This is a genomic window from Streptomyces malaysiense, assembly GCF_000980885.2.
Lineage (GTDB): Bacteria > Actinomycetota > Actinomycetes > Streptomycetales > Streptomycetaceae > Streptomyces > Streptomyces malaysiense.
Genome location: NZ_LBDA02000086.1, coordinates 72,778 through 95,042, shown reverse-complemented (window position 1 = coordinate 95,042; position 22,265 = coordinate 72,778). Strand labels below are relative to the sequence as shown.

Sequence of the window (22,265 nt, the reverse complement as noted above, 5' to 3'; positions counted from 1 at the left end):
GTCCGCACCCCCTACTACCGCCACAGCGAACAGCCCGAGCACTACCAGCAGTTCAACCGCGACCACGCCCGGCTCCGAGCCCCCGGCGAACGCGCCTTTGCCCGGCTCAAGTCCTGGCGCATCATGCGCAGAGCACGCTGCTCCACCCGCCGCATCAGCCGCACCGTCCAAGCCATCCACGTACTACTGACCTGCGACTATTCAGGATGAAAGAGGCTCACTGAGACAACTCTGAACTACAACTACTTCCGCTACTACGATCCGGAAGTCGCCCGGTACCTCAGTCCCGACCCGCTTGGGCTCGACGCCGCTCCCGATCACCACGCCTACGTCGACGCGCCGCTGCTGCTGGTCGACCCGCTTGGCCTGAAGTGCGAAGACGTAGTTCCCACACGCCGAACTGGGGTCAAGGGGCTCATCAAGGACGCTCAGCTCCCCCACGCGGGACGCATCCGCTTTGTCCCGGACAAGAGAGTGTCGGTCAGTACGGGCCTGCCTCGCGGCGCTCGGAAGGGTTACATCGACCGATTCGGTAACGAATGGATCAAGGGGCCATCTAGGACCGCCGGACAGCCGTTCGAGTGGGACGTTCAGCTCAGCAAGCTGGGCAAGGCCAAGATGGGATGGCTCAGCAGGGACGGTAGCCGCCTTAATGTGTCCCTCGACGGCGAGATCACCCATAAGTGATCGGAAAGGACTGACTCCAAGATGGCGGACACCCTCCCGTTCTACGGAGAAGTGCGCGTGCTCCGGGCCTCCGACAGACCCGCTCTGGAGGGCAGGGTCGGAGGCATCCTCGGTATCACTGAGCCGCCCGACGAAGCGACTCCGCCTGCCTACGCCGTGCTGATCGACGGAGAGGAGGAGGTGTACACGTTCCTCCGCGAGGAGATCGAGCCCACGGGGCATATGCGAAAGCAGGAGGACTGCTACTGGCGATCGTCGCCGACGGTCCGGGCGTCATTGTCCACGACACGGGTCTGCGGTGACGCCTGAGAAGCATGGCGTTGTCGCTCGGACGGCGAATCCTGGACCAGCTTCCGCGGTGTTGCACGCGGCGGAGGTCCTTGGCCGCAGTCCCGAAAGACAAGGTCGTATTCGGTCGGGGGGTGCTTGCTGAGTTCCGTTCCTCGTACTGGACCAGGACTTTGAATCAGCCCTGGGCCTGGAGCCGGCAGCTTGAATGATCCCCACAGCCCGAGGCCGGCATTCTGGCGCTCTGGTCTTGCGCACGTGGTTGTTGTCCGCCGACCGCCGGAGAGCACTGTCGGCTGGCGCGAGTTCTCTTCTGTCTAGAAGGCCGAGTGGGTGAACCAGTGGGTGAGCAGGTCTTGGTCGCCGAGCAGCCGGAGGGTGTCGTTCCGGCGGTCCAGACGGCCGTAGATGAGCAGGAGCAAGTCCGTTGCGGTTGCCTGGACCGTGGCGTCCGCGGTGCGGGACTCGGTGTCGGCAGGCATCAGCCCGAAGCCGTCGGGGCGCAGGCCGATCACCCAGTCGTCGCCGCTGTCCGTACAGCTGAATCGAATGGTCCGGTCCGGGCCGCGGAGTTCGGCGGTGAGCGGCGCGAAGGGAGATGCGAACGGCAGGTTGGTGAGGAACTCGTCGATGCCGTCGACCGCCAAAGCGCGGTCGATGTGCGGTGAGAGGCCGAGCGCGAGCTCGGCGTCTGCCCGGTGGACCAGGGTCTCGCAGAGCATGCGACGGACCCAGAACCGGGCGTGCTGGTCGAGTCCCCAGGCCCACATGGGTGCGTTCAGGTCGGTGGCGGCGAATACCTCGGTGGCCTCCGTGGCGCTCTCGGCGAGCCAGTCCGGGTAGCCGTCTGCGTGTTCCGGCAGGTGCAGTTCCACGTCACGGCTGGTCGGTGGGTGCTGGATACGTCGGCGGAGCAGTTCGGTGAACCAGCGCTGCACCTGGCCTGTGTGCTGCGTGAGGTCGGCCAGGGTCCAGCCCGGACAGGTGGGCGCGGGGGTGGAGAGGTCGGCCGTCTTGACCGTCGCGACGAACCTGGCGGTCTCGGCCGCGACGGCCGCGACGTGTTGTGCGGAATTCATATCGGATGTCCTTGTGGTGATGCCGCTGCGGGTGCCCAGGGCCTGAGAGGTGGGCACCGGGCTGGGTGCCGCGGTCCTGGAGACGACGAGCCGCTCGGCGAAGTCGGCCCACGGGGCGGAGCGGCCTCTCGGCATTGCCGAACGGGGTCATCCGGCGTCCGTCGGCGGGCGGCGGCTGCCGACGCGCAACGCGGAAGTCGTGACGCGTCCGGACTAATATTTAAGTGTCTAGATGATTCATGCGCTGAAGTAGTGTGGAGAAGGTAAACCTCAATGGTTGAGGATGTCAACTGATCCGGCATGCGGTGATGTGCGACCGGACGACCTGTCGGGAGCGCACGATGAGCGCCGTCGCGTCTCCTGCCCGCCGGGTGATCGCAGGAAGCCGACCGCTCCTGCGGCTGCGCGAGTGAGCCGCCCGTCCCGCTCCTCGCACGGAGCACCCGGCGGTTCGCGCAAGGCGTGTGGATCACGCCCGTGATCAACAGCGGAGTCCCGGACACCTCACACACTGTGAACCCCTCGGACGCGATTTCGGGTCGCTCCGCCTGTCCGCATGGTCGCTTCCGGTGTCCCGCGGGTCTGTTCGGGCGCAGGAAGTCGGCGGAACGAAAAGCCAGGCCGCGATCGGGTGCGGCCAGTGGTGAGCCCCTGGCCACGCGACTGTGGCGGGGGTGTGGGTCGGAAGGGGCTGGTGCCGGGTGCGCCGCGGTGGGCGACGTGGAGCTGATTGTGGAAGACGGCCAAGGCCGGGCTGGGCCGATCCGCGGTGCGGAGGCGGGGCGAATCTGAAGCCGCGTGCCCAGGTGCGGTCAGGGTTGTCCTGGTGCGGTTCGGAGTGGGCCGGCTGCCGCGGGTCAGGCCGTCACGGCCTCGCCGGAGCGGTGGCGGAAGGATGGGCAGACGGCCGGCGCCATGGGCGGGCACATCATCGAATGGGCGGACGGCTGGGAGGTGTCCGGCGCCACCGTCCTGATGGCCCACCCGAAGTCCGGTCCGTGGATCCGTGCAGGCTTTCCCCGTCGACCGCCGGAACGGCCGGCGGGTGCCGGACCCCGTGAGGATCGCGTGGATCGGATACCTGAGTGAGGCGCTCCGTCGGCTCTGGCGCCTCTTCCGGAGTGACTCCGGGATGCTCGCGGAGCTGGGCAAGGGCAGGCGGGATCGGGGGTGACGCGTCGGTGGGCACTCTTCCGGGCAGGTCACAGGGTGTCGAGAACTCCGTGATCTTGAAAGCCGGGCCTGTGCTGCTTCCCCGGCTGGATCAACCTGGCTCATCGTCGTGAACCGGGCGGCCGAGTGCTATGCCGAAGGTCAAGGCGGCGGCACCGTCCTTCCAGCAGGGTGCCATCGATCTGGGCGAGGCCCTGACCACTCTCATCAAGACGCTGGACGGTCTCGGTGAGCCCTGGCGGCATGACAAGCAGGGCAATCAGTTCGGTGGTGTCTGCAAGCCGCACCAGACGTCGGTCGAGAGTGCGGCGGGCGTCCTGGTGCTGGGGCTGACGACATTCACGAGGCCGTGGTGGACATGTCGGACGGTCACGTGGACGACGACGAGCTCATCGCGGCATGTTCACTGAAGTGAAGACCCTCAAGCAGGGGACGGTGCCGGTGAGCGTTGAGTCCAAGGCCCGCCACATCCTCCTCGACATGGGCCTGCGGTGCCGGAGGCCGACTCCGGCAAGCTGCGGGGCGCGGCGAAGGCGTGGCGTGCGTTCGCCGACTCGGTGGACGAGGTCCGTTCCCCGGTGCACCGCAGCGCGTCCGGGATCATCCACAACAACACGGGCGAGTCGATCGAGGCGTTCCACAAGTTCTGGGGCCGCTAAGCCCAGGAGCAATTGTCAAGCCCCGTGGATCGCTGAGGAACCCGCTGCCACCGCAGCAATTACACGCCGTAGGCGGGAAATGCCGCGGCTTCCTCGTGGAGTTCAGTGGCCTTGGCGGCGGTGTGCGTCGAAGCGGAGCAGTACCGACACCAGACGCCATATCCCGGCAGCCGCGCCGACCAGCGCACCTCCCATCAGCATGGCCTTCCTCGTCGGCGCAGACGCACCGAGGAGCAGTGCCGGGATCAATGCCACCGCAAACACGGCCGCGGCCAGCAGGGTGCCCGTCACGAGGGCGAAGACGATCTCCACCGTCATTGCGTCCTTCTCCCCGCGTGACTCCCGGCCCATGTCCATGCCACAAGTCTCACACGATGCGCATCCGCAACCGAGCAGTTGCACCGCGGCACTAATGGCCTTCTGGGTCATCAGGTCCACCCAGCTGAGCTGAGCGCTGTGATCACTTTGAGGAGTATGCGGTCGCCTGGGGGCCAACTTCGCCGAGGTCCGGTTCGCCGCGCCGGCGGAAGAACGAGCGGTGGGGATCGGCTGGCCACCAGTCTCTTGGAACTCGACCCGTCCCGGGAGGTGTCTGCCGGTGGCAGCGCGCGAACCGGATCAGTTCAACTGCGGCGGGACCCAGGTGTGGTGCCGAAGGATCATGCGTGTGGCCACGCGGGACGGTGTCAGCCGCATCGCCGTGTTCCGCAGGCTGACGGCCAATGGATGGGAGAGCTGCCGGCCCATGCGCCCGGCCTGCCGGGCAGCCTGCGCGACGGCTTGGCTGCGAGGCCGGCGCTCGGCGTCGTAGCGGGCGAGCGCGGTCTCGACGGTGGGCTCGGTGCCCAGGGCGACGGTCAGGGTGACCGCGTCCTCCAGTGCCTGGCAGGCGCCCTGTCCAAGGTTGGGCGTCATCGCGTGTGCGGCGTCGCCGAGCAGCGCGATCCGTCCGACCGTGTACGAGGGGAGTGGTGTGCGGAGTTCGTCGACGTCGTGGTGCAGGACGGCGTCGGGCCGGGTCGCGTCGAGCAGGGCGGGGATGGGGTCGTGCCAGCCGTGGAACCGTCGGCGTAGTTCGGCCAGTGGGTCGGCGAATCGCGTTCCGGCGGGGAGGTCGAGGACGGCGTGCCACTCGGCCCGCCCGTCCAGGAAGGCGATGTGTCCGAACTCCGCGCCTCGGCCCCAGGTCAGCTCGAAGTCGGTGCGCATTTCGACCGCGTGCTCGGTGATGGCGCGCAGCACCGTCGAGCCGCTGTGGACCGGGCCGGGGTGGTCCGGAAAGAGATTGCTGCGGACTTTGCTGCCGATTCCGTCGGCCGCCACCACCAGATCGGCGTCCAGGACCGTGCCGCCGCAGCCGACTTGAACCGTTCCGGGGTCGATCTGCTCGACCGAGGCCACCTCGGAGCCCGTCAGCAGTGATTCGGCAGGCAGGGAGTCGCGAAGCAGCCGATGCAAGGTGGAGCGGGGGATACCCATGATCGGCGTGCCCACCGCCTTCTCCAGCGCTGAACCGTCCATCCGGGTCAGCCAACCACCCCGGGGCGTGCGAGTTCCGCCGCTGTACTGGCCCCGCGAGGCATCTCGTACCGGCCCGCCAGCGCCGAGTTCGTCCAGTGCTCGCAGGCCGTTGGCGGCCAGTGAGATGCCCGCCCCGGCGTCCTCGAGTCTGGACGCACGCTCGACCACGGTCACGTCCCATCCGATTCGGCGCAGGCCGATCGCGGCGGCAAGCCCGCCGATGCCCCCTCCGACCACCACTGCCGTGCCGTCCATGCCGAAGCTCCGATTCTTCTACAGTTGTAGAAGATGATCCTATCCGAGTATCTACAGGTGTAGAAAGGGGCATGGCTTTGGATCGGCGCACACTCCTCGCAGACTCGGCTATCGACGTACTCGCCGACGAAGGGATCCGCGGCCTGACCCACCGCGCGGTCGACCGCAAGGCCGCCATGCCGCCCGGCACCACCTCGGCCTACTTCCGCACCCGAGCCGCTCTGCTCACCGCACTGGTCACACGCCTGGTCCAACTCGACCAAGCGGAACTGCAAGCGATGCCGGAGGAACTGCCACCCCTGCGTACCGTCGAGGAACTGGTGAACGGCATGGCACTGCTCACCCGGCAACGCCTCACCGGCGAAGGGCGTCGCCGCTCCCTCGCCCGCTACGCCTGCGCTGTCGAGAGCGTGCGCGACCCGGAACTGCGCGAGATCCTCCTCCCGCGCGAGAACGCCGGCCGCGAGGCCGTCCGGCTGTTTCTCGCCGCGCACGGCGTCACTGACGTCGAGAACCGCACCCACACCCTGCTGAGCTGCATCGACGGACTGGTCTTCGACGGGCTGGTGAGCGGCGGCGAGGTACCGCGCGAGGCCCTCGAAGGCCTGGTCGTCGCCGCCCTTCGCTAGGCCCCGCTCGAACTGGCTCCGAACTCTTCGGCCCGAATGAGGGAGCTGAGGCCGCGCCTCGTCGGCGCGGTTGGCTGGTGGATCGCTTGCCTGGCCGACCCTCAGGGCCGCCTGATAGGCGTCTGATGGACACGAACAAGGACAATCCCGAGCGTCAAGTGCGGCTGGGCTTCCTGGGCTGAAGCAGGTGTCGGGGCCGGCGCCTCGAATTCCGGCGTGAATGGATCAAGGGACGGTCCAGGACCGTCGGGCGGCGGGTCGGGTGGGATGTCCAGGTGAGTGACCTCGGCGGCATCCTCGGCATCAGCGGAGGCAGAGAGGTTGCTGCTGAGGGCGGACGGACCAGCCGGCGTTGTCGCCCCGGGAGGGGGGCACCGCGGCCCCGGCGCCAGTGCGTGCCCGGAAGCCGGTCGGGCTGGGTTGCCTCGGTGGAGGTCGGTGGATGCCGTAGGCGGCGGTTTCGCCGGACGGGTGCGGGTTCGTTTTCCGGGCGGTTCCGGGACGGCCGGGGGCGTCCGTCTTTGCCGTGGGGCGAACAAATGCTCAATCACGTACGGTGTGGTGGACGCAGCAAGCCGGGCTCGCCGCGACAGGAGTGGTTGCGCAGTACGCGGCAGTCCCGGTCCGTCCAGGCCGGGAGAGGAAGCATGAGAATACGCGTCCGGCAGCGGCCCAGGAGTCGCCGCACAGCCTTGCGCACCGGGGTTCCGCTGGCCACTCTGGCGCTCGCCGTCGCCGGGTGCGGGGCATCGGTCACGCCCGGGGCGACCACGAGTTCCCTGCGCACCTCCGCCGTTCCCCAGGGCACACAGACCCCGGGCACCGCGAGCCCCACGCCTAGCGGCACCGGCACGGCCACCGCGCACACCTCCCCGATGGCGACCGCCACCACCTGCACCGACCGGACCCTGGCCGGGATGACCACGGCTCAGCGGGTCGGGCAGCTCTTCATGGGCGGGATATCCGCGGCCAAGCCCGACCCGGCCCAGCTGCGCATCCTGCGGGAGAACCACGTCGGCTCCGTCATGCTGACCGGCCGCAGCTCCGCCGGTACGGCGGCGACCCGGAAGATCGTCGACGGCTTCCGGGGCCAGGCGGACCGGGTCGGCGGCACCCAGGTCGGCCTGCTGGTCGCGACGGACCAGGAGGGCGGCAAGGTGCAGGTGCTCAACGGCCCCGGCTTCTCGGCCATGCCCAGTGGTGTCGTCCAGGGCGGCAAGTCCACGACGATGCTGCGTGCCGAGGCCGCCATCTGGGCCCAGCAGCTCAAGAGGGCCGGGGTCGACCTGAACCTGGCGCCGGTCGCGGACGTGGTCCCGGCCTCGCTGGGCACCCGCAACATACCCATCGGCTCCTTCCAGCGCGAGTACGGCAACACCCCGGGCACCGTGACCTCCCACACCGGTGCCTTCGCCGCCGGCTTCAAGCAGTCCGGCGTGATGACCACGCTCAAGCACTTCCCCGGGCTCGGACAGGTGATCGGCAACACCGACACCACCGCCAATGTCGTGGACTCGGTGACGACCAGCACCAGTTCCAGCCTCGATCCGTTCAAGGCCGGGATACAGGCCGGGTCGCCCTTCGTGATGGTCTCGTCGGCCACCTACAACAAGATCGACCCCAAGCACATCGCGGCCTTCTCGCCGATCGTCATCGGTCAACTGCTGCGCGGTCAGATGGGCTTCAAGGGCGTGGTCATCTCGGACGACATCGGGAACGCGGTCGCCGTACGGTCCTTCACCCCTGCCCAGCGGGCACTGAACTTCACCTCGGCCGGCGGTGACATGATCCTCACGGTGCGGCCGGACGTCATACCCGCGATGGCGCAGGCCATCCAGACCCGGATGGGGCAGGACGCCTCGTACCGGGCCAAGGTCGACGACAGCGTGCGCCGGATACTCGACGCCAAGCACAACGCGGGCCTGCTCGAATGCGGCTGAGGCACCCAGGCACCCAGGCACCCAGGCACCCAGGCACTGAGGCGCTGAGGCGCTGAGGCGCGGGCCGGCCGCGTGGCGTGGTCAGGACGACGACCAGGCGGTCAGGCACAGGGCGCGGTCCAGTTCGCCCGTGTAATGGGCCGCGGCCAGCCAGGCGCGGGCGAAGCGCTCGGGGTCGGTGGGGCGCAGCCGGCCGAAGACGTCATGGGTGCGGTCCGACGCGGCGGAGTGCAGGTCCGTGAGGAGTTCGGCCGCCGTCGTGAGCCCGCACCCGCGCAGGCGCCGGGCGTCGGCGCGGGTGTCGCCGGGCAGCGCGAGGACCGGGCGGCCTCCCGAGACCGTCTGGTGGACGCGACGGCGCAGCAGGTGGACCGGCGCCTCGTCGGGCAGGGGTGGGGGTACGGGCTGGGCCGCCGCGCCGGCGGGCACATCGGCCCGCTGGAGCCGGTCCAGGCCGATGTCGAGACGGGTGCCGGCCCGCGTCGGATGTTCGGTGGCGAGCAGGTGGGCCCGGGGGTGCGGGGCAGGGGTCAGACGGGCCACGACGCGGAGCCGGGTGCCAGGGGCGGCGGCCAGCAGGCGCAGGTTGTCGCGGTGGGGGAGCGCGGGGTCGTCGTGCGCCGCCGTCAGGCGCAGGGGTACGCCTGCGCAGTCGGCGAGGAGGCAGTCGCCCGCCGCCTCCGTCACGGTGCCGGTGAGGGTGACGTCCAGGAACAGCAGGTCGTGGCCGCCGGTCAGGGCGCGGGTGATCTGGTCGGGCACCGGCTCCGCCCAGAGCCGGGCCACCGGGTCCTCGTGCCAGCCGGCGCCGGGGGCCCGTACGGCCCGTACCCCCGCACCCGCCCCGAGCCGGCCCGCGGGGGAGACCGTGGCGCCCGACACCGCGAGACCGGCGCGGGCCAGTTCCCGGTGGGTCAGCGCGGTGTCGCCGATGCGCACGGTACGGTCGGCCGCGCCCACCGCCCGCCCGGCGCCGCCCGGGGCCACGTCGGACACCTGGTACAGCCGGCCCGCCGCGTCGGCGGTCCAGGTCACCGTGCCCGCGTAGCCGCTCGCGGTGAGCACCGGCTCGGAGAACAGGCCGTACAGGCGCAGTGAACCGTCCGGGCGGTAGGACTGCCGCGCGGTGCCGCGCAGCGCGGCCAGTTCGCCGTCGGACGCGCTCGGCAGACGGTGCGCCACGGAGAGCGCCTCGTACAGGCCGGCGGCGAGATCGGTCAGGTGGTACGCGGGATCGGCCGCGCGGGCGGCCCGCAGGGCGGTGACCACGGAGACGGCCGCCGCCGCTGCCCGGTGCAGGCCCGCGAGCCGCGCGGTGTGCGCGGCGCGCAGCAACTCCGCCTGCAGCACGGCGCCCGCCCCGTCCGTACCGGCCTCCAGCACGGCGGAGGTGGCCAGTCGCACGGCGCGGACGGCGGTGCGCTGCTCCGGTGTGGCCGTCTCGGGGGCCTGGGCGGGTTGCTGGTCCGTGTCCGAATCGTCCGGCGGGGTGGGGGAGACGGGGTCGTCCGCGACCGGGGCCAGGGCGGCGGCCGCGGCGCGGTGCAGGCAGTCCGGTGCCAGCAGGCAGCCGCAGCGCACGGCGTCCGCCCCTCTCACCGCGCCGTCCGGGGCGTGCAGTTCGAGGTCGGTGTCGTCGTCCACGGCGATGCGTACGACACCGCCGTCGCGGACCACGGGACGGTCGGCCAGCTTGGCGACGCCGGCGTCGAGGCGTTTGCGCAACCGAGGTGAGAGCGCCGCGACGAGTTCGGCGGTCACGGCCGGGGCGACCGGGGGCAGTTGCGTGCTCATGCGATCTTCTCCCCTACCCAGCGGGCGAGTTCGAGCGGACTGAGGGCGGCTACCGGCATGCCCGCGGCGACCAGCCGGCCTGCGACACCGGTCGAGTAGCGGGGGCGGCCCGAGTCGTCGAGGCTCGCGCAGCCCAGGACGTGGCAGCCGGCGCCGACCAGGGCGCGGGCCTCTGCGAGCAGCCCGCCGAGCGGGTAGCCCTCCTCGAAGTCGCTGACGACCACGACGAGGGTGCGCGAGGGCACCGTGACCAGTTCGCGCGCGTGGCGCAGCGCGGCCGCGATATGGGTGCCGCCGCCGACCCGGACCTCCAGGAGCAGCGACAGCGGATCCTCGACATGGTCGGTCAGATCCATCACCTCGGTGGAGAACGCCAGGAAGTGCGTGGCCAGCGTGGGCACCCCCGCCAGTACGGAGGCCGTGAGCGCCGCCCAGATCGTGGACGCCTCCATGGAGCCCGACACGTCGGTGACCAGCACCAGCCGCCAGTCGGCCGCCCGCCGGGCGCGGCCGTGGAAGACGGGACGTCCGGGGACGACGAGGACCGTGCCGTCCGGGCGGCGGCGGGCCGTGGCCAGGTTCGCCCGCAGCGTACGGGGCAGGTCCAGGCCGCCGCCGGGGCGCCGGCTGGGCCGGGGCAGGGCGGTGCCGTGCAGCGCGGGGCGCAGCCGGGTCGCCAGCCGGCGGGTCAGCGCCTCGACCAGCCGGCGCACCAGCGGACGCAGCGCCGCCAGCCGGGCCTCCGGCAGCCCGCCCGCGTGCCGCAGCACCGAGCGCAGCAGGTCCACGGAGGGTCGCACGGTGTCCGGGTCCAGCTCCATGAGCACGTCCCGCCGCCCCGCGGCGGCCGCGGCGGCCAGCACTTCCTCCCGGATGCCCGGTCCGAACAGCGCGGCCAGTTCCTCGGACCACTCCCGGGCACCTGGGTACGACGCCTCGCGCCCGCCGCGTCCCGGCCCCGCCAGGTCACCCCGGCTGCCCTCGCCGCGCCCCCGGCCGTACAGCTCGTCGAGCGCGGTCGCCATGGAGCGGGTGGAGGCGGGGAGCCGGTCGCTGCGGCGGCCCAGGAGCAGACGCCAGCGGTCGGCGGGGGAAATGGCGGCGGCGGACGCCGCCGGGGCGCGGGGGCCGGTGGGGCCGGCCGTGGGGGCCGGGGCCGTGTCCTCGGTGGTGCCGTCCCCCTCGGGTCGGCCGGCCGGCAGCAGGCCCAGCCCGGCCAGCGCCTCGCGGGCCGCCAGGTCGGCGCGGGTCCAGCGGGCCAGGGCCGTGGGGTCGATGTGGCCGGTGTCGGAGGCGCGTTCGCCGCCCAGGCGGTCCTCGACGGCGGACAGGAGCCGTTCGCGGGCGGCCGGGCTGAGGGTGTCGAAGCCGCCGCGCAGGGCCGGGAGCCGGTCGAGGAAGTCGCGGTCGGACAGCTCCGAAACCCGGCTCAGCAGCGGGTCCAGCGCGGTCGCCGCCGACTCGAGCAGTGGTCCGGCCGCGGTCAGCAGTCCGGTGAGGCGGGCGGTGAGCGCCGTACGGGACTCCGGGTCGACGGCGCCGTCCACCCAGGAGGCCACGCGGTCGCCGAACGCCCGTGCCTCCTCCTGCCCCAGCAGCACCCGTACGGCCCCGGCGGCGCCGCGCATCAGCGGGGAACCGCCGGCCGCCAGCCGGGCCAGCGCGTCCACGAGCCGGATGCCGCCCAACCGGTCGGCGCGCTGGGCGAGTTCCAGCAGGGCGCGGGCGTCGGCCGGGTCCTCGGAACCGGTGAGCCCGTCGAGCTGCCGTACGGCGGCGGAGGTCAGCGCCTCGGCGGTGGTCACCGCGAGTCCGATACGCTCCCCGGCCGCGTCCAGTCCGGGGATGTGCCCGGCCCGCAGCCGGTCCGACAGCGCGAGCCCGGCGAGGAGTTCGGGCAGGGTGGCGGTGTCCGGGAGCACCTCGGCGGTCTCGGTGAGGCGCTCGTCGGCGAGGGCGGGCAGACCGCACTCGGCCGCTTCCGCCAGACCCCGCAGGATCTGCGCGGCCGTGGCGCCGCCCGCGTCCCGCTCCTGGCGCCGCCGCTCCCGCAGCACGCCCTCGGCAGCCTGGGCCGGGGTGACCCCGCGGATGCCGGCCACGCCCAGCACGGCCGCCGTGGCCGGGGTCCAGCGCACCTCCCAGCGCGAGGTGAGCGCGTCGGCGCCGCCGACGGCGGTCACCGTCCTCGGCTCGGCGTACGGCACCGAGCACACCGCGAGGCGGCGCAGCAGGAGTTCGCGGCGCCGGTCCAGGTCGGAGCGGAGCGGGTCGAGGCGCAGGTCCCGGGAGGTGCCGGGGGCCGGATCGGCGGGTCCGGGCAGATTCAGCGCGGCCAGCTCCGCCTCCACCGCGGGCACCAGTCCGCTGCGCGGCGCGGCCGGCGCGGGCCGGCCGGTACGGGTCCCGACCAGCACCTTCTCCATCGCCATCGCCACGGCCCGCCCGCGTCCGTACGGCTCGCCCTGGGCCAGTACCGTCTGCACGGCCTCGACCAGTTCGCCGCGGCCCGCCGCGGGCAGGTCCCGCAGCCGGGCCAGATCACCGGCGAGCCGTGCGATCTCGCGGGCGTCGGCGGGCCCGGACGGATGCCCCAGAGCCCGCAGTTCGGCGCAGATCCGTACGGCGGCGCCGGTCAGCGCGTCCTCCAGGGCCGCGGGATCACCGGCCGCGTCCAGCACCAGGTGCTGCCACTCCGGGTCGCGGATCCCCGCCGGGTAGCCGGAACGCGAGTCCAGGAGGGCGTAGGTGTAGGGGATGAGGGAGGTCGTCCAGGCCGGGGTCCTCCCGGGTGCGGCGCCGGCGCCCGCTTCGTCGTCATCAGCCGGTTCCAGCAGCGCCGGGGCGTGGAACGCGCCGACCACGACCGCCGCGCGCTCCCCGTGTGCCGTGGCACGGGCGAGACACGCCCGCATCCACCGCTCCCGCCGCAGATCCAGCGGGGGCACGCCGCCCGCCGCCACCGCCTCCTGCCGCAGCGCCCACCCCGTCAGCAACGCGGCCCGGCGCAGCGCCTCCGGCGGCGAACCGGGCGCTGCGGCCTCGACCAGCCGGTCCCACAGGTCGTCCCCCGGGCGCCCGGTGAGACGGGAGCGCAGCGCGGAGGCGATCCCCGGCCGGTCCGCGACGGCGTACGGCCGCGGTGCCTCGGGCGGGCCCTGGCCGGCCGACGGTCCGTCCTCCTCCGGCGCCTCCGCCCAGGCCCGGTCCGCCAACGGCAGATCACACGCGAGCACCGGGGTTCCGCGCCGCGCCGCCCACCGTACGGCCGCGAGTTCCGGGGAGAAGTCGGCGAAGGGGTAGAACGCGGGGCCGCTCGCCCCGGTCGCCGGCGCGGCGGCGAGGGCGACCGGGGCGCGGGTGTCCTCGTGGGCGAGCCAGGGCAGCCACTCCTCCAGTTCGGCGGGGAGTTCCACCAGGAGCACGTCCGGCTCGGCCGCGTCCAGCAGTTCGGGCACGGCCGCGGCCAGTGAGGGCGCGTGGTGGCGCACTCCGATGAGGCAGGGCGCCGCCGGGTCGGTCAGAGCGGCGACGGCCGCGTCCGGGGTGTCGTACGGCACCGTCCTCAGCCCTCCAGGACGGTGCGCAGGTCCCACAGGGTGCGCCAGGTGGCGGAGCCCTGTTCGGCGCGGCGCCGGACCGGGCCGTCCCAGTAGCCGCGCAGCCGTGCCGCGTCCGCCGGATCGTCCTTGCGCACGACACCGAGCAGATGGCCCGGCAGCAGGCCGAGGACGTCACGGTCGCCAGGGAAGTACGCGGCGGCCAGCCCCAGCGCGCCCGCGACGGAGACGGCCTCCGCCGTGCTCATCACCGTGGACGGCCGCTCCACCTCCCAGCCCTCCGCCGAGCGCCCCTCCCTGAGGTCGCGGAACACGGTGACCAGAGCCTCCAGGACCGCGTCGTCGACCTGGAACGGCGCGCCCGCCCGCTCCACCGCCGCCCGTGCCTGGCCGCGGACCAGCGCGGTCTCGGCGTCGAGGTCCGCGATGGGACCGACCGTCTCGAAGTTGAAGCGGCGCTTGAGGGCGGCCGACATCTCGGAGACGCCCTTGTCCCGCAGGTTGGCGGTGGCGATGAGGTTGAAGCCGGGCGCCGCGTGGGCCAACGCGTCCTCACCGCCCGCCAGTTCGGGGATCGCGATGCGCCGCTCCGAGAGCAACGACACCAGGGCGTCCTGCACTTCGGGCAGGCACCGGGTGACCTCCTCGACACGGGCGAGTGCGCCCCGGCCCATCGCGGTGAGCACCGGTGACGGCACCAGCGCGGTCCTGCTGGGGCCCTGCGCGAGCAACAGGGCGTAGTTCCAGCCGTACTTCAGCTGGTCCTCCGTCGTACCCGCGGTGCCCTGCACGACCAGCCCGCTGGTCCCGCACACGGCGGCGGACAGCAGTTCCGACAGCATGGACTTGGCCGTGCCGGGCTCGCCGACGAGCAGCAGGCCCCGCTCCCCGGCGAGCGTGACGACACAGCGCTCCACCAGCGCGCGGTCGCCGACGAACTTGCCGCCGATCTCCAGCCGCCGGGGCACGCCGTCCGGTACCGCGGCGTCCTCGGGCAGACGCAGTGCCTGCCCGCCGCTGCCCATCACGAAGGTGACCACGGCCCGGGGCGTGAGCCGCCAGGCGGGCGGCCGCGGACCGGCGTCGTAGGCCGCGAGGAACGCCAGTTCGGCGGCGTACCGGTCCTCCGGCGGGACGATCTGTCGAGTGGCGTCGGGGACGAGGACGGTGGTCATCGGAGGGAGTCCTTCGAGGGGGTTCGGGTGGGCCGGGGAGCGGAGGCGTGGGGGGAGGAAGGCGGACGCCGGGCGGTACGGACGGAGCCGGGGCGGGTCCGCCCGCGCCCCGGATCGGAGGCGGCGTGGCCGGAGAACCCCCCGGCCGCGGTCCCGCCCCAGCTCCTCACCGGCGCCTCCTCTTCCGGGTCGCTCGCGTCCGCAGCTCCTCGTAGGCCGGTGGGTCGCCCGCCCGGACGCGCTGCCACGCCCGGGCGAACAGCTCGGGCACCGGAAGCAGCGGTACCGCGGGCCGGCGCGGGGGCACCGGGTACAGGGACTCCTTCCAGGTCTCCACCGGCAGCGCCGGGGAACTCAGGTCGCGCCAGCCGCAGGGCAGGAACAACGTCCGTCCGGCGCGCGGGCGTCTGGCCTCGACCACCAGGTCCGTCGCGGCCAGTTCGGCGCGGGCCTTCTTCAGCCGGGCCGGCCGCCAGCCGGTCCAGCGGGCGCGGTTGCGGTCCGTCGGGTCGGGCAGGGCGAGCAGCTGGAGGTAGAGCGCGGCCGCGTCCTCGCCCAGCCCGTGCGTCCCGGCCACCTCGGCGACCAGCGCGGGCACACTGACCGTCGGGTCCTGCGCGTACCCCGGAGCGCCCCCGGCACCGACCGCGCGGTCCAACTCCTCGCCGAGCAGCGTGCGTACGGCGTGCAGCGGCCGCCCCTGGTGCGGTCCGACCAGCCCCGCCAGCAGCCCGAACACGGCGTCGTCGGGTCCGTCGAGCCCGGCCGGCCGGATCAGGACCGTCTCCACGTCCCGGTACCAGGGACGCAGCACGATCGCCTCGCCCAGCCGGGTCAGTCCGTGCGCGTCGGCGCCACCGGCCGCGGGCATCCCGTACGCCTTGCGCAGCTCGGCCGCGGTCGGGGCGCCCTTCTCCGTCCGTTCCACGCCGAGGCCGAGTATCAGCCCTGGGTCGGTCAGCCGGCGGCGTACGGCGGCGAGCCCGGCCGGGAGGGACGCGCGCAGCGGGTGGCCGTGAGGCAGGCCGTAGGCGAGGGAGGCGAGCCCGTCGACGGCGTTCACCAGATCGCGTCCGGACGGCACCGCGGCGGGGTCCTCGGGGACGAGGCTGCCGTCCTTGTCCGGCCGCAGGACCGTGGTGCGGCTCAGCCACGGGGTGCGGGACGGGTTGAGCACATCCTCCGCCCGTCCGGCGGGGAGCCCGGCCAGCTCCCTCCTGACGTCCTCGGGCACGCGGACCAGCGAGCCGAGCCGCTCGGCCCACACCCGGCCCGCGGCCTCCGTGTCCGGACCGGTCGCCCACAGGTCGGCCGGGTCGCCGGGCAGCAGCGCCCCGAGCAGCGCCGTGCGCGCCGCCGCGTCGAGGCCCTGCAGCAGGGCGTCGCCGAACTCGCACTGCCTGGGCTTGAGCCCGATCACGGCCAGGCCCTCGGCCTCGATGCCCTGCGGCTGCCCGGCGAGCAGGACGGTGGCCTGGGCGGGGCCGAGGCCGCCGCCGCTCGCCGCGACCAGTGCCTCGGGCGCCCCGGCCGACCAGGGCGCGGCGCCCTTCTCGCGGACCAGGCGGGTCAGCGCGGCCAGGTCCTCGGCGCCGATCGCCGGGTCGTACCGCGCCTCCCGGTCCAGCGTGAAGTGGGCGACGGCGCCGAACGCGCCGCTCGGGTCGTGGTCCAGCGCCAGCCAGTTGACGCGGCCCCGCTGGGTGTCGACGTTCTCGCAGCCGAGGATCACCACCGTGCGCCCGGCGCGGCGCAGCACCTGGCCGACGCGCCGCTGCTTGTCGTGCGGTTCGCCGAGGACCATCCGGCGCACAGTGGCGCCGGCTCCGGCGAGCGGCCCCTCGGTGAGGGCTTCGAACAGCAGGAGCAGCGGCTCCCGCCGGGCCTCGGTCAGGGCGGGCGACGCGGCCCGGTAGGCCAGCGCGCGCAGCCGGCCCAGCACCTGGGGCCACACCATGCCGATGCCCGGGACGGTGAACTCCTCGCTCTGCCAGCCGTCCGTGAGGGCGCCGAGCCGCTCCCGGTCGGGCAGCGGCGTGCCGTCGGCCGGCCGGCCGGACAGCACATGGTTCACCGAGCGGATCTGGCGCAGCGCGCTCCACATCTCGCGCTGCCACCAGCCCTGGAGGGGGCCGAGGCCGGAGACGGCCGCGTACACGCTGTGGTCGTCGCCGTGTGCCGGGTGGTGGTCGGCGAACATGCCCTCGGTCCGGTTGCGCGGCAGCCGGGGCCGCTCCGGCGGGGGAAAGGCGAACGCGGTCGCCGAGTCCGCCACGCGCAGCGCCGACCTGACCAGCGCGGCGACGCCGGTGAGCAGCCGCGCGTCGGTCAGCCCCGGCAGGACCCGGGCCACGGTTCGCCGGACGAACCGGTCCGCGCTCGGCACGGCGGCCCTGGCCTGCTCGTCGTCCCCGGCGTGGGACAGCGCCTCCTGTCGTTCGGCCAGTGCCTCGGTGGCCGAGCGCAGCATCTCGCCGGCCAGTTCGTCGGTCAGGGCGCGCAGCACGGCCGAACCCCGCACGTCGCGCGGGCGCAGGGCGTGCCAGAAGGGCAGCGGGGGCACGAACGGGGTGCCCGCGGCGAACTCCCCGCCCGGAGCCTGGGGCGAGACGCGCCCCAGCTCACCGGGGCCGAAGCCGTCGCCGCCCGGGGTCATCAGCCCGATGCCGCGGTACCGCTCCACGACGACCGGCTCGGCGCCGCCCGGCAGCCGCAGCGCGCCCACCGGGACACCGCCCGGCCGGCCGGCGGTCGCCGGCACGGACACGGTCCGCCCGTCCGGCGTACCCGCCGTCCGCAGCCTGGCGTCGCCCTCGCCCTCCGTGCGCACCCAGTGCCCGAGCACCGTCCCGTCGGTCCCGAACGGGCTGTCCTCCAGGCCGGGTCGCAGCGGCAGCACCTCGCAGCGCTCCGGCAGCAGCTCGGCGTCCTCGCGGATGCCCGCGCGCAGCAGGGCGGGCAGGGAGGCACGGCCGTGCGTCCCGGTGGCCGGGTCGTACTCCAGCCACACCGTGCGCAGGCCGTCCCTGCCCCGGCGCCACAAGGTGCTGCCGTCACCGAGGAGGCTCCGCGCCGGCGGCAGGACCGTGTCCCCGGCGTGCAGCGCCTTGCCGCCGCTCGCCCGGCCGCCGTCGGGCAGCGGGAGGGAGGGGACGACCGTCTCGTTCGGGTTCCACCAGGAGGGCAGCTGCTCGCCGCCGAGCTCGAACACGTCGGCCGGCCGGGACGACCAGTAGCCGTACTGCTTGCTGCCCTGCCGCCACATGACGAGCAACTCGCCGTCCGCGTACCGGAATCGGGGTTGCTGCCGGCGGTCCGGGTCGTGCGGCAGGCGCAGTTCGTGGTCCAGGAGCACCTCGCGCGGCCCGACCACGAGCGCCCGGTGGCCGCGCGCGACGATCAGCGCCGGCCATGCCTCGTACACGGCGATCGAGTCGGTGTGCCGATGGCCGGGTCCCTGGGCGCGGGGCTGCGCGTCCAGCACGGCCAGCGCCTCCTCCAGGGCGGGCCAGCCCAGCTCGTCCAGGATGCCGGCGCGCAGCGTGCGCGCGAGCAGCGGCGCCGCCGGGTGGGCGGCGATCCGGGCCACCGCCTCGGGGCTGACCTCGGGGGCGACCGCCCGGAAGGCGTGCAGCCGGCTCAGCGCCTCGGCGGCGCCGGGCAGGCCCACCGCGTCCGTGAAGGCGTCGGCCGCCTCGTCCAGCCACTCCCGCAGCACCTCGGAGAGGACCGGGTGCCCGGCGACCGCCCGCAGCATCTCCGTGGCTCGCGTATGGCCACCCACCGGGCCCAGGGCCGTGTGCAGCAGCCGGCGCAGCCGCGGGTCGGCCGCCACCGCGGCCAGGTCGCGCGCGCCCTCACGGGTGTCCGTCAGCCAGCCGGCCAGCGGCAGGAACATCCGCTCGCCGCTGTCCGGCACCGTGAGCGCGATGCCCTCGGTGAGACACAGGTCGAGCAGGTCGAGGTCGGCGCCCGCATGCCGGCCGCCCGCGAACAGGGCCACCGGCCGCCCGGCGGCGACCAGCCCCGGGGTCATCCGCCCGACCAGCGCGAGCGTCTCCGGCGAGCGCGGGGAGTACGACCCGCCGTGCTTGCGGAAGGACGCCCAACGGCCCAGCCAGTCCGCCGGATCGACCCCGTGCGCCGCGGCCTCCGACGGCTCGGTCAGCAGCCGCTCGGCCCCCGTCTCCGCGAGCAGCGCGAGCCAGAACCCGTCGTCCGCCACGTCCCGGCCGAGCCCGGCCGGCATGATCTCCAGCAGCCGCGTGCGGGTCTCGGGCACGCGCTCGGCGAGGACCGGCAGCACCGCGCGGTAGGCCGTCCAGAAGGACCGGGGCGCCCGCACCGCGGCCGGGGACGCGATCAGGTCGGCGAGCAGACCGCACTCCTCCGTCACCCGGTCCAGGCCCGCCGCCCTGATCAGCCCGCGCGCGTCCTGCGGCAGCGACGCGTAGGGCGGCATCCCGGCCGCGCAGCGCTCCACCGTCAGCTGCCGGAACTGCGCCCAGGCCACGGCCGGTTCGAGCCGCGCGGCGAGATCCTTCACGTACTCCTTGAGGGCCTTGACGGTCAGGGCCCCGGCGAAGGCGAACTCCAGGAACACCGCGCGCCGCCGCTCCTCGTCCACCGCCAGCGCGTGCACCCGCTCGGCCTCGCGCGCCCGGCCGAAGAACGCCGCCGCGTACGTGGTGTTCTCGTGTTCCAGGAAGACCCGCGCGGCCTGCTCGTAGAACGTCGGAAGGAAGTGCGGCACCGCCCGCCCCAGCCGCTCGCCCAGCGCCTCGAAGCCCTCCTTGGCGGTGCCCGGACGGGACTTGGCCTGCCGGGCGAGCCGCTCGACGTCCTTCACCAGGGCGAGCGCGTGGTGTCCGTTCGCCGGGTCGTGGACCAGCGGCCAGGCCGGGAAGCCCAGTGTCTCCCGGCGCACCTGCCCGACCACGGGCGACCCGGGCTCCCGGGCCAGGCCCAGGAACTCCAGCGCCAGGTCCTCGGCCTCGCCCAGCGTGTCCGGCACCAGCCGGACCACCCGGCGGCCGTCCAGCGCGGGATGCGTATAGGCGCGCAGGGTCAGACCGTCGGCGTTCTCGCGGGCCGTGCTCCCCGGCGGCAGCACGGCACCGGCGTCCAGCAGCGCGGTGACCGTGTTCTCGTCGTACGTCATGCGGCCCGCTCCTCGTCCTCGATGTCCCGCCCCGCGTACAGCGCCGCCGCCATGCGCATGCCCTCCGACCAGGCCACCGGCCCGACCTGGTCGAGCCTCAGCACCCGGCCGCCCGGCTCGGACCAGGCCAGCGGGCCGGTCTCGGTCCGCGCGTAGCCCTCGTGGTCACCGATCCAGACGCGGGCCTCGACGGTGCGGCCGTCCTCCACCACGGAGCACACCGCGTAGCCACCCCGCGCGCGGTAGCCGAGCTGGGCGGTCCGGCCGTGCAGGAAGCGCAGCTCCTTGAAGACGCCGCCGGCGTACTCCTCGATCTGGGTCGCGTTGGCGTCGAGGGCGGCCGGGCGGTGCCAGACCTCGCGGAACAGCTGCCGGGCGCGCTGCTCGACGCCCAGTTCCACCGCGAACTCCCGCAGCTCCTCGAGGTCTTCGAGGAGTACGGGGTGCGGGATGCGTACCAGGTCGGGGGAGATGCGGACGGTGTCGCCGTCCAGGTCCACGAGGCCGAGGCCGCGCTCGGGGTCGGCGTCGCGCAGGAATCCGGCGACCGCTCCGTCCGCGCCGGTGACCACGAGGTCGCGCAGCGCCGACTGCCAGGCGGGGTCCGGCCATACGCCGGTGAGGAGGGCCGGTGGTACCGGCAGCGAGCGGACCATCCACCGCTCGGCGTCGGCCAGGCACCGCGACTCGTGCCGCTCCAGCCACTCGACGAGCTGCTTCAGACCGACGACCGCGGGATCGTCCGCGATCTTCGGCGGCACCGACTTCAGCAACCGCCCGGACGCGTTGCGGCACACCACCTTCGCGCCGTCGAGGGCGACCTCGTAGTCACCGGCCGACACCCACCCCATACGTGCCTCCCGCACCGCAGTGATCAAGTGACGGGAACTCTAGGGGCGACCACTGACAACGCCCTCCGGAGGACGGAGGGCGCTGTGGGGAAGGCTGCGGGGAGGCGGGCGATCAGCTCCGGGAGGAGTCCTCGGCCGACTCCTTCTGCTGCTTCAGGTTCTTGATCCGCACCGCTTCCTTGCGGACCTCGACCTGGGTGGCCTGCTCCTTCCGGAGCCACTCGGGCCGCTCCTGCTTGAGCGCCTCGATCTGCTCCGTGGTCAGCGCCTCGGTGACGCCGCCGCGCGCCAGACCGGCGATGGACACGCCGAGCTTCGAGGCGACCACCGGACGCGGGTGCGGACCGTTGAGACGCAGCTCGCGCAGCCACTGGGGCGGGTCGGCCTGGAGCTCGTTGAGCTCGGCACGCGAGACCACACCCTCCTGGAAGGAGGCGGGGGTGGCGGGGAGGTACACACCCAGCTTCTTCGCCGCGGTCGCGGGCTTCATCGTCTGGGTGCTCTGCTGCGACTTCATGAGGACAAGGGTATCGGCCGTGCGTGCGGGAGCCGACCACGAACCGGGCGGCGGACGCGGGGGAGCCGGCCGGTGACCGTGGGCGGCGCCCGTGGCCGGTAACCTGGCCTGGTGACAGGCTCGGAGGAATCACCGTCGTTCCGGCTCGCGTACGTCCCCGGAGTGACGCCCGCCAAATGGGTGAAGGTCTGGCACGAACGCCTGCCCGACATCCCGCTCACCCTCATCCAGGTCCCCGCCGCGAAGGCGCCGGAGCTGATGCGCGCGGGCGAGGCCGACGCGGGCCTCCTGCGGCTGCCCGTCGACCGCGACCACTTCAGCGCGATCCCGCTCTACACCGAGACCAGCGTGGTCGTCGTGCCCAAGGACCACGTGATCACGGCCGCCGACGAGGTGACCCTGGAGGATCTCGCCGACGAGGTGCTCTTCCACCCCCTGGACGACGTGTTCGACTGGGACCGGCCGCCCGGCGAGGCCGCGTTCGAGCGGCCCGCGACGACCCAGGACGCCATCGAGCTGGTCGCGGCGAACGTCGGCCTCCTCGTCGTCCCGCAGTCGCTCGCCCGCCTCCACCACCGCCGCGACCTCACCTACCGCCCGGTCACCGACGCGCCCCGGTCCGGCGTCGCCCTGTCCTGGCCGGAGGCGGCCACCACCGACCTGGTCGAGGAGTTCATCGGCATCGTCCGCGGCCGCACGGTCAACAGCACCCGGGGACGCGGGGCGGCGGGGCGCCCGGCGGACGGCGGTACGGCGGGGGGTCGTACGGCCACGCCGGGGGCCAAGCCGGCGGGCAAGTCCCAGGGCGACAGGAAGTCCCGGGGCGCCGGACAGTCCGGTGCCCGGCAGCAGCCCGGGGGTGCCAAGTCCTCGGGCGCCCGGGGCGGGCGGGCCCGCGCGGGCGGGGCCAAGCCGGCGGCGAAGCGCGGGAAGCCGAGAAAGCGTTCCTGAGGTCGCGCGGTGGTGTCGGCGGGCC

Annotated in this window: 17 protein-coding genes and 1 pseudogene; 9 read left to right on the top strand and 9 right to left on the bottom strand. The window is 73.7% G+C overall.

Features of this window, described 5'->3' with window-relative positions:
- The 4 genes and pseudogenes from VT52_RS36260 to VT52_RS30260 form a co-directional block, all read left to right on the top strand.
- Window positions 1–210: transposase family protein (locus tag VT52_RS36260; RefSeq protein ID WP_143070941.1), on the top strand; the 210-nt coding region annotated here is incomplete at its 5' end.
- A gap of 12 nt (window positions 211–222) precedes the next feature.
- Window positions 223–376, top strand: a pseudogene (locus VT52_RS39790) (RHS repeat-associated core domain-containing protein); the annotation flags it as partial.
- 98 nt (window positions 377–474) lie between these two features.
- Window positions 475–687, top strand: coding sequence for a polymorphic toxin type 17 domain-containing protein (locus tag VT52_RS39785; protein WP_420856316.1), 213 nt, complete (start codon window positions 475–477; stop codon window positions 685–687).
- A 21-nt stretch (window positions 688–708) separates the two neighbouring features.
- A complete protein-coding gene (locus tag VT52_RS30260) occupies window positions 709–996 on the top strand; it encodes a hypothetical protein (protein ID WP_046425488.1) in 288 nt (95 codons plus the stop codon).
- Between the two features lie 296 nt (window positions 997–1,292).
- On the opposite strand, the gene VT52_RS30255 is transcribed toward VT52_RS30260, so the two are convergent.
- Window positions 1,293–2,054 carry a maleylpyruvate isomerase family mycothiol-dependent enzyme gene (locus VT52_RS30255; protein WP_046425485.1) on the bottom strand — a complete coding sequence of 254 codons (762 nt, stop codon included), beginning with the start codon at window positions 2,052–2,054 and terminating at the stop codon, window positions 1,293–1,295.
- Window positions 2,055–3,358: 1,304 nt separating this feature from the next.
- Between VT52_RS30255 and VT52_RS30250 the strand changes: the two genes are divergently transcribed.
- Entirely contained in the window at window positions 3,359–3,637 is a 279-nt protein-coding gene (locus tag VT52_RS30250) for a hypothetical protein (RefSeq protein WP_240509935.1), read from the top strand.
- Between the two features lie 81 nt (window positions 3,638–3,718).
- Complete coding sequence (locus tag VT52_RS37675) at window positions 3,719–3,886, top strand: hypothetical protein (protein ID WP_240509934.1); 168 nt, start codon at window positions 3,719–3,721, stop codon at window positions 3,884–3,886.
- 102 nt (window positions 3,887–3,988) lie between these two features.
- On the opposite strand, the gene VT52_RS30245 is transcribed toward VT52_RS37675, so the two are convergent.
- The gene (locus tag VT52_RS30245; RefSeq protein ID WP_206306644.1) at window positions 3,989–4,243 is read right to left on the bottom strand and encodes a DUF6332 family protein; all 255 of its coding nucleotides are present in this window, start codon (window positions 4,241–4,243) and stop codon (window positions 3,989–3,991) included.
- Window positions 4,244–4,504: 261 nt separating this feature from the next.
- Window positions 4,505–5,662, bottom strand: a complete 1,158-nt coding sequence (locus tag VT52_RS30240; protein ID WP_046425484.1) for an FAD-dependent monooxygenase — start codon at window positions 5,660–5,662, stop codon at window positions 4,505–4,507.
- Between the two features lie 71 nt (window positions 5,663–5,733).
- On the opposite strand from VT52_RS30240, the gene VT52_RS30235 reads away from it, so the two are divergent.
- The gene (locus tag VT52_RS30235) at window positions 5,734–6,291 is read left to right on the top strand and encodes a TetR/AcrR family transcriptional regulator (RefSeq protein ID WP_046425483.1); all 558 of its coding nucleotides are present in this window, start codon (window positions 5,734–5,736) and stop codon (window positions 6,289–6,291) included.
- Between the two features lie 692 nt (window positions 6,292–6,983).
- On the top strand, window positions 6,984–8,231 hold the full coding sequence (locus tag VT52_RS30230; RefSeq protein WP_240509933.1) for a glycoside hydrolase family 3 N-terminal domain-containing protein: 1,248 nt from the start codon (window positions 6,984–6,986) through the stop codon (window positions 8,229–8,231).
- An 81-nt stretch (window positions 8,232–8,312) separates the two neighbouring features.
- Here VT52_RS30230 and VT52_RS30225 read toward each other — a convergent pair whose 3' ends face one another.
- From VT52_RS30225 to VT52_RS30200, 6 genes are all read right to left on the bottom strand, one after another.
- Entirely contained in the window at window positions 8,313–10,025 is a 1,713-nt protein-coding gene (locus VT52_RS30225) for a hypothetical protein (RefSeq protein ID WP_046425479.1), read from the bottom strand.
- Entirely contained in the window at window positions 10,022–13,585 is a 3,564-nt protein-coding gene (locus VT52_RS30220; RefSeq protein ID WP_046425477.1) for a vWA domain-containing protein, read from the bottom strand. Before VT52_RS30220 ends, VT52_RS30225 begins: the two co-directional genes overlap by 4 nt.
- Window positions 13,586–13,590: 5 nt before the next feature.
- Complete coding sequence (locus VT52_RS30215) at window positions 13,591–14,760, bottom strand: ATP-binding protein (protein WP_046425475.1); 1,170 nt, start codon at window positions 14,758–14,760, stop codon at window positions 13,591–13,593.
- A gap of 166 nt (window positions 14,761–14,926) precedes the next feature.
- A complete protein-coding gene (locus VT52_RS30210; protein WP_046425473.1) occupies window positions 14,927–19,921 on the bottom strand; it encodes a hypothetical protein in 4,995 nt (1,664 codons plus the stop codon).
- Complete coding sequence (locus VT52_RS30205; RefSeq protein WP_046425469.1) at window positions 19,918–20,772, bottom strand: DUF4132 domain-containing protein; 855 nt, start codon at window positions 20,770–20,772, stop codon at window positions 19,918–19,920. Before VT52_RS30205 ends, VT52_RS30210 begins: the two co-directional genes overlap by 4 nt.
- A 112-nt stretch (window positions 20,773–20,884) precedes the next feature.
- Window positions 20,885–21,289, bottom strand: a complete 405-nt coding sequence (locus tag VT52_RS30200) for a DUF5997 family protein (RefSeq protein ID WP_046425468.1) — start codon at window positions 21,287–21,289, stop codon at window positions 20,885–20,887.
- Window positions 21,290–21,400: 111 nt separating this feature from the next.
- Here VT52_RS30200 and VT52_RS30195 point away from each other — a divergent pair, with 111 nt between their 5' ends.
- The gene (locus tag VT52_RS30195) at window positions 21,401–22,240 is read left to right on the top strand and encodes a LysR family substrate-binding domain-containing protein (RefSeq protein WP_046425465.1); all 840 of its coding nucleotides are present in this window, start codon (window positions 21,401–21,403) and stop codon (window positions 22,238–22,240) included.
- Window positions 22,241–22,265: the final 25 nt, after the last annotated feature.